Here is a 13705-nt window from a genome sequence, read left to right as displayed (position 1 = left end):
ACCCGCGACTTACCTCTGCCCTCGTCTTTACTTCGCAGATGCATGTCATTCTTCCAACCAGGTCCGGATCGCACAACGGCCTCTAAGAAACGACCCATATGAGCGATGCTCAAATGCGGCGATTTATGCTCAGGCAGCTCAAAATTCCCCAAAGGAGGATGGCCAAGCGTACCAAGACAGTCAAAGTGAACTAGCGTCCAACTAGCAAGCAAATGTGGCTCTTCGCAGTTGAGGGTGTAATCGCTGGCTGGATGTTGGCTGTCGCGTCGGTCCCAAGGCAGCGATGCGCAAACGCAGCCGGAGGCCCGATCTTGTGTCACCGTTCGCATTGGACTTCTTCGCGTACCCGCTCAGATAGGTCAACGGCGCACCCGATAGCGCAGGTGAAGCACTCGGTTGCCCTGAATCACCACGTCGGGATCCTCCAACAGGTGCTGTGCGTGGACCGACCCGAAGTAGCGCTTGCCGTACCCAAACACGACGGGTACGACGTCCATGCGCACCTCATCGACCAGGCCCGCGGCAAGCACCTGGCCACCGACGTCGCCAGCGGCGACCTCGACGATGCGGTCACCCGCGAGCTCCTGCGCCCTGGCCACGGCTGCCTCGACACCGTCGATAAAGTGAAACGGCGCCTCGGGGTCCCAGCCCTCGGGCTTCGACCGGTGCGTCACGACGACCACGTGGTCGACCCCGCTCGGAGGCTTCCCGTCCCAGCCGTCCGTCATGTCGAAGACGTGGCGGCCGACGATTGTCGCCCCGATCTGGTCCCAGTACGGCCGGGTGTAGTCGTAGGACGTCTGCGACACCTTCACCTCGCCGCTCCCGTCTAACGGGACGTCACCGCTGGACAACCAGTCGAACAGGGGTCCGGGCTGGTCGTTCTCGTCCGCGACGAAGCCGTCCACCGACACCGAGCCGTACATGACCACCTTGCCCACGGGGCTCTCCTTTGCTTTACGCCAACTCCGGCACCCACTTGACTCATCCTCAGCGTCTCAGTCAGGCCGCCCGTCAGCAATCTCGTCCCCTGGAGGGAGTGCCGTGCCGACGGAAATCCCTGACGAGATCTGCCGCTTGATCTGCTCGAGCTCATCTTTGAGCAGGTCAACGGTGGCACGGTATTTTTCGAAGTCCGCCTTTCGGCGCTTGGCTACGGCGTAACTGATGCCGGCGGCGAGAATGGCAAGCGGGAACGACACCAGCAGGGCCCAGCCGGACACGGCAAGGAAGTCCAGCGCTACGGGAAGAGCCTGCGTGAATGCCAGGAACTCGTTCACCCCACGGACCACTCCGTTCAGAGCGGAGTCCAGCGGGCCCAGAAACTGCCCCACGACAGGCCTCCCGGAAAACGACGGAGCGGTCAGCGGCGGCTCTCCCCCTGCGGACCAGCGCGAATCACCGAAGTGGTTCAGGACGTAGATCCCGGCGCCCGCATTGAGGGCCGCGAAGAGCAGGACGGAACCAGGCGCAGTCCAATGAAGCCTGCGCGGACGCCAGACGCCGGCCGCAAGCGCAAAGACGGTGGCCGCAACCCAACAAAAGATGCGCAGTTCGTCGCGGCTCATGCCGCCCCACAGATCCAAGGAATCCCCGCCCCTTACAGTTGGATTCGATGCTGGTTTCGGTCCCAAGCGAGCTTATCCCAGTCGTTCCGGGCATGCTGCTGACACTTCGGAGCTATATGCGCCGAGGCGACTGACTCAATCCTTGTCCGAAGGCAGCTGCTGTAGCCGCCAGGCGATTATTTCGCGGATGAACTCGGTCGGGAAGGGGGCATCATGGCGCAGCTGGATAGAGTGCTCTGTGGTCCCATATGCGGCCAGCTCTGTCGAGAAATGCGCGATCACGTCTGAAGTCGGATAGAACCCAATGTGGCGCTTTGTTCCGGTAAAGAAGAACAACGGCTCGGTGCCGAATTTGAACGTCGGCATACGCCAACTGATCGATTCTACCGCTTCATCGGGCACGGCCGACCGGATCAGTTCGTACACGGTCAGCAGCCGATCCCGTACATCACCGTCGTACCGGTCGATGTACTCGATGATCGAACTCGCTGTCATGGTGGTCTCCCTTTCGCCGAAGTCAGGGCGGGCGGCGGTGGCATCTTGAGCGATCGTGCACGCCCGGTCATAGTACAGCTGCACTCATAGATTGCCGCCATCAAATATCACCGACCGATCCATCACTTTCTGTACGTTGTCCGGCCGGGGGGTCCTCATGCCTCTCGACTGCCGTCGGTCGGCGTCGCGCTGCTCGGCGGCCAGGGCTCAACGCCTTCAAATCCATGCTGGCGGTGTCGCAATACCCCTGGTCCCCGACCCAAACACGCGTCGACTATATCGGTCATCTCGTAGCCGGGTCTGTTGCGAGGACAATCCCGGCGGCCGCTGGGTCATGCCCTTGAAAAGTGGCGGATAGAAGTGGGTTCGTAGACCGTGACTGAGCTCATCATCGGTCCCCTGCAGGTCAGCTGACACGGCGGAGTACGGTGTGCCTGCAGTTCGACCTCAATACTCCCTGCATGTGGCGGCCGGCCGGTGATGCGAATCCGCCAGTGATCGCCGTCGCGGACAGCGTCAGTGATCGTGTAGTCATGACGGCTGGCGGGGCCGAAACATTTCAGCGCGGCCGCGACAGCGGCTTGCTGTGGTTGGGCGAGATCTGTGTATCCGCGCAGATGCTTTGCGTGGATACGGCCGGCGAGGTGTTCTTCGATTGTCGCAACGGATGATTTCGCATTGAGACCGCCGTAGTAGACGCCGTCGGGCGCAACGATGACGTTGGCGGCGAACCTGTCACCGCCTACGTGCGTGCATTCCCACACCAGCTCCGGCCAGCGTTCACTCAGTCTTCGTGCCACGGGTCGTCCGCGCGAAGCGCAGCAGGGGTCGTGCCGACCGTGGGTGCACACCAGGATAACGGGCTGCAGGCCGGGCTCACCGGGGGTTTTGAGGGCCAGGGCGATCTGCGCCAGATCCTCATCACGGGTCCACATTCCCCATTGCTGTCGATGGGCACCGGAGTTCTCGTGGCGCAGCACAGCCCAGCGGCCGGGACCCTTGCGACTTCTGCGGCCGTGCCGTCGTACCAGCAGCACCCGGGCCCGCGCCGCCTGCGCAGCGGAAAATACGAGTGCTTTGGTTTCGGGTTCGAGATCGAGGTCGCTGAAGCCGTTGGTCGGCCACCCACCTCGGTATTCGATGAGGACCCAGATGAAGCCGCGGGGTGCTGTGCCTGCCAGCGGGTCGCCGCGTGTCCGGGCGCCTTCGGCGCAGAAGAAGCGTTCGGTGGCAGGCATCGTGGTGTCATCACTGTTTCGCAGGAACGACGACGCCGGCTCGCAAGAGCCTTTCGACGAGTTCGACGCCGAGATCGTTCGCGGTGTGAACCTTGCCGTTGAGCAGCCGGGTTACAGACCGCAAGTCCTTTTCGGGGAAGTCGAGCCAACCCACGCGCGTGGTCAGGCGTGAATCCTCCAACCGTGGTTGCAGTGCATCACGCAGCCGCACTTGGGACTCGGGCCCGAGGTGATCGACGGCCGCTAGCTGGTCCAGCAGTCCTAGCGGTGCCGGGCGTCCCTGTCCTCGTCGCGTGCGGTGGAACTGGGGAGCGGAATCGGCCTCAGTGACGGCTATGGCGAGGCGTTCGCGGACGATGTCGAGCTCGCCAGTGGGGCTGTCGACACCTAGTGGCAACGACTTGCGCATCTCTGGATCGTCGCGAAGCAGTTCAAGCGCCGCCTGAGCCAGCTGTTCGGCCAACGCATAGCGGGTCCAGTTGTGGACTCCGAGTGTGAGGTGAATGGATACCTCGCCCTGCGCCTTGGCGCCATGCAACCAGCCGCGCGGCAGATAAAGGGAATCGCCGGGCTTGAGCACCGCGTCGATGTATGCTTCGCCTTTCGCCGCCTCAGCAACTGTGGAGCGGTGATCGGTCCAGGGCTGGTCACGCAGCGGGTCGGGGTGGACGGGTTCGTGAATGATCCAGCGCTTGGTTCCCTCGATTTGCAGGACGAAGACGTCGTGGACGTCGTAATGATCGTCGAATCCTTGGTTCTGGGGCGGGGTGATGTAGGCATTGGCCTGAACCGGGTGTCCTAGCTCCGAGCTCAGCTTGGTGCAGAAGTCTGCCACTGGCTCCCACGTGCGGTGCAGAGCCTGCAGGACGAGTGTGGCACCGTCGGCGAACCTTCGCCAAAGCATGGTGTCGTCGAGTTGGTCAGAAATGGTGGCGCCAGCCCCGGCGGAAGAAGTGAATGATGAGTCGGGTAGTGTCGAGCCGTCCTTGGCGACACGGAGGAAGGGTGTGCGCAGTCCCCGCCGCGAAATCAGTTCGTCGACTGCCTCGGCAGAGAACAAATCCGAGAAGTCGCTGGCGTTGCGCGTAAGCAGCGCCGTTCGTCCCCATGCGTGGTGGGCAAACTGTTCGCGTCCTCCGCCAATGAGGCGGGTCTCCAGGATCCCGGGCCTTGGCGTGGCGCCGGGATCCTGAAGGTCAGTTCGAGCGCTACTCAAGAGCGGCTGTCCGACTCTTCGGCACCACCGCCAAGTGCCCCGCCGTCAGCACCGCCATCAGCACCACCGTCAGCACCGCCATCAGCACCACTGTCAGCACCACCGTCGGCCCCGCCATCAGCACCACTGTCAGCACCACCGTCGGCCCCGCCATCAGCACCACCGTCAGCACCACCGTCGTGAACGCCGGGAACACCGGCTGCGCCGCCATCCGCCGGGCCTTCCTGCTCCTCCGGATCCTTCTGGGGGTCAGTCATGCTTCCTCCTGGAATCGAATAGCTGAGATCAGTACCCGTTATCTGTGACTGATCGTTGGGCCGTGCGATCCCTCCTTGCACCGCCCGCGATCAACATATCGGCACAGGTTGAGTTTGGGAACATCCGCGTTGAGGCGACTGATCCAGCACCGGCAACCCGATTCGACCAGTTTCCAGCGCCCGACCGCAACGAGCCAGGTCAGCAGGAGATTCGCGGCGACCGGGTATCCGAGTCTCTCCAGATCGATGGCTGAGAAACGAACGGTCCGGACCCCGCCTGCAGCAATGTCGAGCAGCACCCACTAGGCTCACTCCCCCGACGAGGAAAGCAACCGCCACCGACATCGCAGTGATGATGAGGTTGTGCTACACCGTGCGAACCGCAGTCCATCAAGGCTGTAGCGGCGTGCAGGTGTACCCGGCTGCGGTACGGTCTGCTCCGAGCTTTTGCCCGTGGTGTATGGGAGGCAGAGTGCGAAGGGAAAAGCTGAGAGCCGTCACAAAGTCTAGTGCCAACCCTGAGGGCTCTCACGATTCGCGAAGCCGTCCATGCTCGTCGCGAAGGTCGCCGGTTGCCGGGTGAAGACGGTCCGGCCACTGTGCACCGAGCACAGCACGTCGGCCTGGTGCCGGACCGCTTCCTTGTCGGTGGCGCAGTCGAGGGCGATGCAGTTGGCGGGCTTGCCCTCCTCGATGCCGTAGCGGTCCGAGATGCCGAGGTTCTTCGCGCCGTGGGAGGTGATGAAATCGAGCGCGTTGGCGAGGTAGGGGCCGTAGAGCATGTGCCCAACGTGCAGACCCACATCCAGGATCCGCAGCATGTTGCCCTCCCCCAGGGAGTAAAAGGGGTCGGACATGGAGTCCTGCCCGAACGCGACGTTGAGCCTGGCCTCGGTCAACCGCTTAATCGGTGCGACCCCGCGGGGCACCGGCACCATTTTCCAACCTTGGAGCGCGAGGTTCTCGGTGGGGCAAATGGCGAAGTTGAGGTCCGCGGCCTGCAGATTGGAGGTGATCTTCGCCGTATACGAGTTGTTGTAGTACGCCATTGCTACCGCATGGCTGGCGGTGACGGGGGCGCCGATAGCGGATCTCCTGGCGAACGCTGCCATCTCTTCGATGAACGTTGACTGCTCGTCGTCGATCTCGTCGCAGTGGACGTCGACAGGGACGCCGTACTTCTCAGCGAGATCGAAAATGATCTTGAACGAGACCCCGTCCTCACGGGTCGCCTCGTTGTGCGGGATCCCCCCTATGGCGTCCGCTCCCATCTTCAGGGCCTCCTCAAGCAGTTCCGGCCCCCCGGGGGAAGGAGAGCACGGTGTTCTGCGGGAAGGCGACGATCTGTATCTCCATCCAGTCCTTGACGTCCTCGCGCAACTGGAGGATGGCCTTCAGAGCGATCAGGTCCGGGTCGGTGACGTCGACTTGCGAGCGATAAAACCGGTGCCGTGGGCAGCCTCCGACCGGGCGGCAGCGAGAGCATTACGGTAGATCTCGTCGAAGCTGTTAAGGCCCTTCTCCTTGCGTTCGGCCATGATGTCAATGGGGTCACCCTATTGAAGGCATCCTGGCGGAACAGGCAGCAGCACTGGTGCGCCGCTGGAACGGTATTTGTCGGACTTTGAGGCCAGTGGGAGTTAGGCGGCTGTTTCTTCCGTTTCAGCCGGTTGGTTGATCCAGGCTACGTTGGCCGAGCGCGAAGATCTTGGGATCGGTGGTTCGTGCGAACCGTTCGGCGTTCTTCTTCCGAGCCGTAGTGAACGTCCGCTGCATCATGAAGGCCGATCCGGTGTGGCCATTGCTCGTGGTTGTAATTCTCGCCCTACATCATCAACTTGCCATGAGTGGGCTGGCCTCAAACAACCCTGACACGTGGGGGGACAGAGTTCCAGCTATTAACAACCCCACCCTGCGGTGGGATGATGAGCTACGGATCCTGAAAGGTCCTCACGCCAGCGGATCCCCGATGGCGGGATCAATCGGGCAGGGGCGTGGTTGTGGTCGATGTCCTGGGTTCCCTGGCCAATATCATCGTTCTCTTCTTCGGTGCCATCGCCGAGAGGGATTCCGGACAGTTTCGGCCGCGTGTCCTTGCGGGCCCGGCTGCCTAGCGGAGGATGGCGAGGGTAATGGTGCGCTTCTTGTTGTTGGTGGCGGTGAATCTGCTCGGGGCGGCGGCCGCCCTGCTGATCGCTAACTGGCTGGTCGACGGCGTCCGCCTTGAGCCCGCGGGTTTCCTGCTGGCCATCGGAATCTTCACGGCGGCCCAGGCGATCCTGGCACCGATCGTCTTCAAGCTGGCCCGCAGGTATGCTTCGGCCGTGCTCGGGGCGATCGGGCTGCTCTCCACGTTGCTCGCTCTGTGGGTGGCCACGCTTTTTCCGGGCGGGCTGCGGATCGAGGGGGTCGTTGCGTGGATCGCCGCGACTGTGCTGGTCTGGCTGGTGACCGCGCTTGGCGGCTGGCTCCTGACCACCCTGGTGATCGACCGATGGTGGGATCGTCGGGCGGACCGTCGATCCCGTGCCGGTTAGAGAGGTTTAATCGGCGGGGGTGAGCGGCTGCGGCGGTGTGCGGCATGCCGGATGCATAGGTATCCCGTGTTGCCTTCGTCCGTAGATATGGCGGCCACGTGGCCTTCCCCGCTCCCCAAACGAACCCCGGATCCCCGCACCCTCATCCGCTACCGCATTGGAGGGGCGATTGAGCGATAAATTGAAGGCCCTTGTCCAGGTGGACATTGAGGGCTCACAGGCCCGGATCGGGATCAGGGGTGCGGTGAACACCCAAAATCTACATTGTGACCAGACGGGCCAATTCCCTCGCACCCGGTCTGGACATTACCCTTGACCTGAAAGGGGCAACCGTCCAACCCGAAGCCATGGACCAACTCCTGGAGTGCTCCCAGGGACGGCATCTGCCGCGCCGAGTTGAACCGTGCTGGGTTTCGTAGAGGCTCGGGATTCACGCACTCAGGGGTTCCCGGGTGCGGTTCAGGTGGAAATCGTGTTCGTACTCTATCGGGGTCTGGTAGCCGATGGATGAATGGAGACGCTGATGGTTGAACCAGTGCACCCACTCGGCGGTCGCGGTCTCAACGGCTTGCCGCGACGTCCACGTGCGAGTCGGATCGGCATCGATCAACTCGGTCTTGTAGGCGATGGTCGACTCCATCAGCGCGTTGTCGAGGGCGTCTCCCACGGTTCCGATGGAACCGGCGGTGAAGGTCGCGACCCATACGGTGTTCGGCACGGTGATGTCCCAGCTGCGGTTGACCCGGTCCGGGCGCCGGGGCGCTTCCCGGGCCCGGTGGGGGTTACGGTGCGGTGGCGTCCCCTGACGGCGCCGGACAGGCCTGCCTGGCGCATCAGCCGGCCCACCCGATCGCGCCCGATCCGGTGACCCTGCCGGTTCAGCGCGTGCCACATCTTGAGCACTCCGTAGCAGCCGTAATTCTGCTTATGGACAGTGGTGATCACTTCGGTCATCACCAGATCCGACGCGGCGCGGGCGGAAAGCGGGCGGGATTTATACGCGTAGTAGGTGCACGGGGCGATCTTTATTCCGGCGTTCCGGGTCAGAACGCGGCAGATCGGCTCGACCCCGGAGCGGTGCCTGAAAGCATCGATGTACTCAACGATTATTGCCGTGGGCGGTCGAGCTCCGCTGCGAAAAAAGCCGATGCGATTGTCAGGATTTCGTTGGCCCGCTTCAGCTCCGCGTTCTCCCGCCGCACCCGGCGCAGGTCAGCGGCCATATCGCTGCTCACCCCGGGACGGTCCCCGGCGTCGACCTCGGCCTTCCGCGACCAGGTCCGCAATGTGTCATCCGGAATCCCGACGATCTTGGCCACGTGCCTAATCGTGGCCGTCTTGGACTCCTCCTGGTGCTCCGCGCGCCGCTCCATATACAAGCGCACGGCGCGGTCCTTAAATTCCTGTTCGTACTTGATTCCGCTGGTCATGATTAATTCTCCGGTGAGGAAAGAGTCTCTACCAGACCCAGTACGGTTTAACGAACTAACGCAACCGGAGGCACCCTGACATGATGCAACAGGTCCCCTCCCGTAGCGGGGTGAACCTATCAAACTGGGCTGAGTGGCTTTGCGTCGCATTCGAGGGGTCGGAGAAAGGGAAGGATGACGATGGGTGAGGCGAGCACCGTGGATCGGGAGCGTCCGGTCCTCGACGTGGTGTCCGTGTTCCTGCTCTCGATCACTGCTGTGCTCACCGCATGGTGTGGCTTCCAGGCGTCGATCTGGGGTGGCGAGATGTCGATCGCGTCCGGTCAGGCCGCGAACGCGCGTGCGCAGTCGGCTGTGGCTGAGGGGATGGCGCGCGACGCCCGCCTGTATGACGTGGGGATCTACACGGAGTGGATTCTCGCGGTCGCCGATGGCAGAGACGACCTGCGAGAGTTCATCGAGGCGCATTTCACCCCGCACTTCCATGTCGCGTTCGATGCGTGGGACGCCGGTGGCCGGACGGAGCCGAGTCCGTTCGCTCTCGACGAGTACGTTCCACCGGGCACCATCGAGGCCGCTGAACTGTCCGCTCAAGCCGACGCAAAGTTTCAGCAAGCGCTGGCGAACAATCAGCGGGTAGGTAACTACTCCTTGTTGACCGTGCTGTTCGCGTTGGTGCTGTTCTTGACCGCGATGTCGCAACGAGAACTCGCGCCCTGGATGCGTCTGATGCTGCTTGGGCTTGCCGGCGTTGTGGCGATCGGTAGCATCATCGTGATGTTCACCTTCCCCATCAAACTCTGATGCGACAGGGCGTGCTGATCGCCTCGAGAAGTTGGAATGAGATCGCCTGGGGTGAGCTTCTGGCGCGCGCGGATTGTTCCGAGCCAGACAGGGTATCGGGCATAATGCTGCAGAGCCGTTCAAGCGGCCCTCGGAACAATCCGAGAATCGGAACAAGACTAACTGACGGACTCAGCGCGCGGTAAGCCGAGTCCTTCAGTCGAGCGAACCAGCAGCGGAGTCGAATGCATGAATGGGTCATGCTGCGGAGGCGTCTGGCTTTTTCCCACCCGCGCGGGCCTGCAGGTCGCTGTCGATCTCCTCGAAGTCGCGGCCCTTGGTCTCGGGCACGTAGCGGTAAACGAACGCCAACGCGAGCAGGCACACGACCGCGAAAATCAAGAACACCACACCCGTTCCAATCACCCCGGCCAGCGGCAGGAAAGCCGCGGACACGACGAAGTTCGAAAGCCAGCTCGCGGCCGAGCCCGCCCCCGAGCCCTCAGCCTGCTGCTGGGACGGGAAGATCTCCCCCAGGATTACCCAGAGCACCGGGCCCATCCCCACGGCAAACGAAGACACGAAAACCAGCATGCACACGAGCAGGATCACCGAGCCGAGATCTGCGAGGAACGCGGCTCCCAGCACGGCCACCGAGATGCCCATGCCGATCAGCGAGACCAGCAGCAGCGGCCGGCGGCCGATGCGGTCGATCAATTTCAGAGAAACGATCGTCATCACCAGGTTGACGACGCCGATGATGACCGCGTACACGATCGAGTTCGAGGCACTCAAACCCGTCTGCTCCATGATTGTCGGCGCGTAATAGAGCACCGTGTTGATCCCGACGAACTGCTGCAGAACGGCAAGCCCGAGCGCCACGATCAACGCCGGGCGGACTCGGGGAGCCAGCAGCGCACGCCACCCCTTCTTCTCGTCGGGACTGCGATCCCGCTCCCGCTGCTGCCGGCGCTGCTCGCCTTCGTGGCGGTAGCGCTCGATCACCTCGTCGGCACCGTCAGAACCGGCGACTGACCCGAGCATCTTCTTTGCAGCGTCGATTCGTCCTCTCGCGATCAGCCAGGCCGGCGACTCGGGGAGGCGCACCGCAATCACCGCGAGCAGGACTGCCGGTACCGCGCCCACCCAGAACATCGCCTGCCAGTTGCCGCTGGCGCTAAAGATGAGGTTCACGACGTAGGCGGCGAGCATCCCGACGGTCTGCAGCAGCTGGTTGAGCGTGAGCATCCTACCCCGGATCTGCGCTGGCGAGATTTCACCCAAGTAAGTAGGCACGAGGGCCGACGCGATGCCGACCCCGAGTCCCATGACCAGGCGGCCCAGCATCAACAGCGCGAAGCCCGTGGCCAGCGCCGAGACCGCGAACCCCACCGCGAACAGCACCCCAGCAACCCCGAGTATCGTCCTGCGGCCAAAGCGGTCGGCCAGCCTGCCGGTGAAAATCGCCGCCACCATCGCACCGAGTAGCAAGATGCTCGTGACAAGGCCCTGCTGGGTCTCATCGAGATCGAGGTCACCGCGGATGTAAAGCAGCGCCCCGGCGATCACGCCGGTGGCGTAGCCGATCAAGAACGTGGCGAGGTTGATCCACAACCCCCAGCGCCGTACCTTGCGCAGGCCCTTGCCGGAGATATTGTCCAACGGACTCGATGCACCGGTGCCGGCCGCCATGTCACGTCCTTCCTGCGGGAAGTCCGTTAAGGGGCCAGCCGCCGGGGCCGGTGCTGCCTGCCTCGTACTCCTGCAGCTGTACCTGGTTCTCACGCCAGGCCTTGCGCACCGGCTCGATAATTTTCCAACACTGCACCGCCATGTCACCCCGCACAGAGAGCGGCGGCGCACCCTCTAGAATCCCCTTCAGCACCTCGCCGTAGGGCGGCAGCTCGCCGGCAGCGAAGTTACCTGCCAGGGTGACTGGATCGATTCCGAACGGATCGTCACGGCCGCTGATGTTCACGTCGAGGCCAAGCACATTGGCGTTCAAGGGGATGCCGATGTGAAGCCGATTGGGGTGAGCGTAACCGCTCATGCCGGCAGGTACCTGCTGCGGCGGCTTGAAGGTGACAGTGACCTCCGTGCGCGGCGAGCCCAGGGCCTTGCCCGAGCGCACCCGGAACGGTACGCCCGCCCACCGCCAGGTGTCCACGGCCAGCACGATCTCGGCGAAGGTCTCGGTCTCACGTGAGCTATCAATGCCCTCCTCGTCCACGTAGGAGGGCACCTTGCGTCCGTCGATCTCCCCCGCGCTGTAACGCGCCCGGCGGCTGTAGGTGACCGGGTCATCATTCCAGATCCGGGTGGCGCGCAAAACCTGCGCCTTGGCATCGCGCACGTCCTCTGCCTCCAGCGTCGGTACGGGCTCCATGGCGAACAGCGACATGACTTCGAGCATGTGGCTCTGGATCATGTCCTCCAAGGCGCCGGTGCTGTCATAAAAGCCGGCCCGGCCCTCCAACGCCAAACTCTCGTCGAAGACCACATCCACGCTCTCAACATGCTGGCTGTTCAGTACGGGCTCGATCAGGCGGTTGGCAAACCGCACGCCCAGGATATTGAGCACCGCGGGCATGGCGACGAAATGATCCACCCGATGCACATGGTCCTCGGGCACGAGCCGGGTCACCAGATCGTTGAGGGCCGCAGCGCTGTCGGCATCGCTGCCGAACGGCTTCTCCATGACCAGCCGGGTGCCCTCGGGCACCCCGATGCCGCCCAGCACCTGACACGCCTTCTGTGTGATCGCGGGAGGCAAAGCGAAGTAGAGGATCAGCTGTCCGCGGCATTCCTCCAGCAACGCGCGCAGCTGGTCCTGGTCTGTCACGTCCGACTGGAGATAGCGGGCGTTCCTGATGACCGCTTCCACCTGCTCTCCGCTCGCGTCCGCCGCCGCGAAGGACTCAGCGACCTGTGAGCGCCAGCGCTCCTCATCCCAATCGGCCCCTGCGCTGCCGATGAGCTGGAGGCGCTCCACGCTGCCGGTAGCCAGCAGCGCGCCCAGTCCCGGCAGCAGCAGCCGTGCGGTTAAGTCGCCGCTCGCGCCCAAAATCAGAAGGGTTTGATGGTCGGCCAGAACCATAGTTTGACCCCGTCTCATCGACCGAAACTGCTGGCCTAAATATGCACGACAATTTAGCACCGCGGATGTCGTCCTGATACCCCGCGGCCCCCCCCGTTACAGCGTATTATTACGCGAGAAACGTGACGAGAGAGCTGCAGTCGCCGTATCAGCCATGCTGAGAGCGGACGAGGAGTTAGTTTCATGCGTGCGGAACAGCGCACCGATCCCATCGCCCACCACGCGGAAGGTCCGGTTTGGTCCACCCCGTGGGGCGGTCTGCGCTGGGTGGATATGTTCGCCGGCGACATCCTGTCCTTGACGACCGGCGGTGAGATAACACGTCGTCACGTCGCCGCGATTGCTGCAGCAGTAAGACCGCGACAGGGCGGCGGCGCGGTGATCGGCGTCGATCGCTGGTTCTGTCTCGAAGATCCGGAGGGAACTCTCACACACTTGGACGATGCGTGGACCGATACCGGCATCCGGATGAATGAGGGTGCTTGCGATCCCGACGGCCGTTTCTACTGCGGTTCAATGGCATACGATCAGCAGCCCGGCGCTGGCGCGCTCTTTCGGCTGGATCCCGATCTTTCGGTTCACCCGGTATTGCACGGAGTAACCATTTCGAACGGCTTGGACTGGAGTCCGGACGGGTCACTCGCCTATTACAACGACACGGCAACCCACAGCATTGCCGTCTTCGACTACGACCGTAACGCGGGACTGACCCGGCGACGCACTTTCGTGGCGATGCCCGACCACGAACACCCCGATGGGCTCACCGTAGACGCAGAGGGTGCCGTGTGGGCGGCAATCAACGGTGCGGGAGAGGTGCGGCGGTATACCCCGGAGGGCCACCTCGACGAAGTGGTGCAGGTTTCCGCCCGCCAAGTCACCGCCTGCACGTTCGGCGGACCGGCCCTGAACCAGCTGTTCATAACCACCTCACGGGAGCATCTCGAACCCGAGGACGATCCCCTCGCCGGATCCCTTTTTAGCGCAGACGTGCAAGTAGCCGGTGTCCCGGCACGCGAGTTCGCCGGCTGAGAGTTACGCCAGTGTCGCCAGCGCCTTGTTAAGGTGTCGGCCCCGTGGGATTATG

Annotated in this window: 12 protein-coding genes, 2 pseudogenes and 1 other annotated feature; of the genes and pseudogenes, 3 read left to right on the top strand and 11 right to left on the bottom strand. The window is 63.2% G+C overall.

What is annotated here, in order from left to right; all coding sequences use genetic code 11:
* Positions 1–359 precede the first annotated feature (359 nt).
* The 8 genes and pseudogenes from AC5RUK_RS02340 to AC5RUK_RS02305 all read right to left on the bottom strand — a co-directional run bounded on the left by AC5RUK_RS02340 (position 360) and on the right by AC5RUK_RS02305 (position 6312).
* A complete protein-coding gene (locus AC5RUK_RS02340) occupies positions 360–941 on the bottom strand; it encodes a dihydrofolate reductase family protein (protein WP_494151279.1) in 582 nt (193 codons plus the stop codon).
* Positions 942–998: 57 nt separating this feature from the next.
* Positions 999–1568, bottom strand: a complete 570-nt coding sequence (locus AC5RUK_RS02335) for a hypothetical protein (protein WP_494151278.1) — start codon at positions 1566–1568, stop codon at positions 999–1001.
* 135 nt (positions 1569–1703) lie between these two features.
* The gene (locus tag AC5RUK_RS02330) at positions 1704–2147 is read right to left on the bottom strand and encodes an iron chaperone (RefSeq protein WP_494151277.1); all 444 of its coding nucleotides are present in this window, start codon (positions 2145–2147) and stop codon (positions 1704–1706) included.
* Between the two features lie 248 nt (positions 2148–2395).
* A complete protein-coding gene (locus AC5RUK_RS02325; protein WP_494151276.1) occupies positions 2396–3301 on the bottom strand; it encodes a ferredoxin family protein in 906 nt (301 codons plus the stop codon).
* Between the two features lie 10 nt (positions 3302–3311).
* Positions 3312–4517 (bottom strand): cupin domain-containing protein, encoded by a 1206-nt coding sequence (locus tag AC5RUK_RS02320; RefSeq protein WP_494151275.1) that lies wholly within the window; start codon positions 4515–4517, stop codon positions 3312–3314.
* A complete protein-coding gene (locus tag AC5RUK_RS02315) occupies positions 4510–4728 on the bottom strand; it encodes a hypothetical protein (RefSeq protein ID WP_494151274.1) in 219 nt (72 codons plus the stop codon). Before AC5RUK_RS02315 ends, AC5RUK_RS02320 begins: the two co-directional genes overlap by 8 nt.
* 552 nt (positions 4729–5280) lie before the next feature.
* Positions 5281–6087: pseudogene (locus tag AC5RUK_RS02310) on the bottom strand (amidohydrolase family protein); the annotation flags it as partial.
* Between the two features lie 90 nt (positions 6088–6177).
* Positions 6178–6312: a hypothetical protein gene (locus AC5RUK_RS02305; protein ID WP_494151273.1), complete on the bottom strand. Its 135-nt coding sequence runs from the start codon at positions 6310–6312 to the stop codon at positions 6178–6180.
* A 594-nt stretch (positions 6313–6906) separates the two neighbouring features.
* Here AC5RUK_RS02305 and AC5RUK_RS02300 point away from each other — a divergent pair.
* Positions 6907–7311, top strand: a complete 405-nt coding sequence (locus tag AC5RUK_RS02300) for a phage holin family protein (RefSeq protein ID WP_493987067.1) — start codon at positions 6907–6909, stop codon at positions 7309–7311.
* Positions 7312–7741: 430 nt separating this feature from the next.
* Here the strand turns inward: AC5RUK_RS02300 and AC5RUK_RS02295 are convergent.
* Positions 7742–8741: pseudogene (locus tag AC5RUK_RS02295) on the bottom strand (IS3 family transposase).
* Positions 8326–8457, bottom strand: a sequence feature (AL1L pseudoknot). Its footprint overlaps the pseudogene before it by 132 nt.
* A 180-nt stretch (positions 8742–8921) precedes the next feature.
* Here AC5RUK_RS02295 and AC5RUK_RS02290 point away from each other — a divergent pair.
* Entirely contained in the window at positions 8922–9545 is a 624-nt protein-coding gene (locus AC5RUK_RS02290; RefSeq protein ID WP_493987064.1) for a hypothetical protein, read from the top strand.
* A 237-nt stretch (positions 9546–9782) separates the two neighbouring features.
* Here AC5RUK_RS02290 and AC5RUK_RS02285 read toward each other — a convergent pair whose 3' ends face one another.
* Together AC5RUK_RS02285 and AC5RUK_RS02280 are read right to left on the bottom strand one after the other, a co-directional pair.
* Positions 9783–11216, bottom strand: a complete 1434-nt coding sequence (locus AC5RUK_RS02285; protein ID WP_494108865.1) for a sugar porter family MFS transporter — start codon at positions 11214–11216, stop codon at positions 9783–9785.
* A gap of 1 nt (position 11217) precedes the next feature.
* Entirely contained in the window at positions 11218–12621 is a 1404-nt protein-coding gene (locus tag AC5RUK_RS02280; RefSeq protein ID WP_493987062.1) for a glucose-6-phosphate dehydrogenase, read from the bottom strand.
* Positions 12622–12804: 183 nt separating this feature from the next.
* Here AC5RUK_RS02280 and AC5RUK_RS02275 point away from each other — a divergent pair, with 183 nt between their 5' ends.
* Complete coding sequence (locus AC5RUK_RS02275) at positions 12805–13650, top strand: SMP-30/gluconolactonase/LRE family protein (protein WP_494151272.1); 846 nt, start codon at positions 12805–12807, stop codon at positions 13648–13650.
* Positions 13651–13705: the final 55 nt, after the last annotated feature.

The sequence above is a fragment of the Arthrobacter sp. Y3223065 genome, assembly GCF_059090885.1.
Note: the sequence above shows the minus strand (reverse complement) of the source record. Positions and strands in the feature narration are given on the sequence as shown.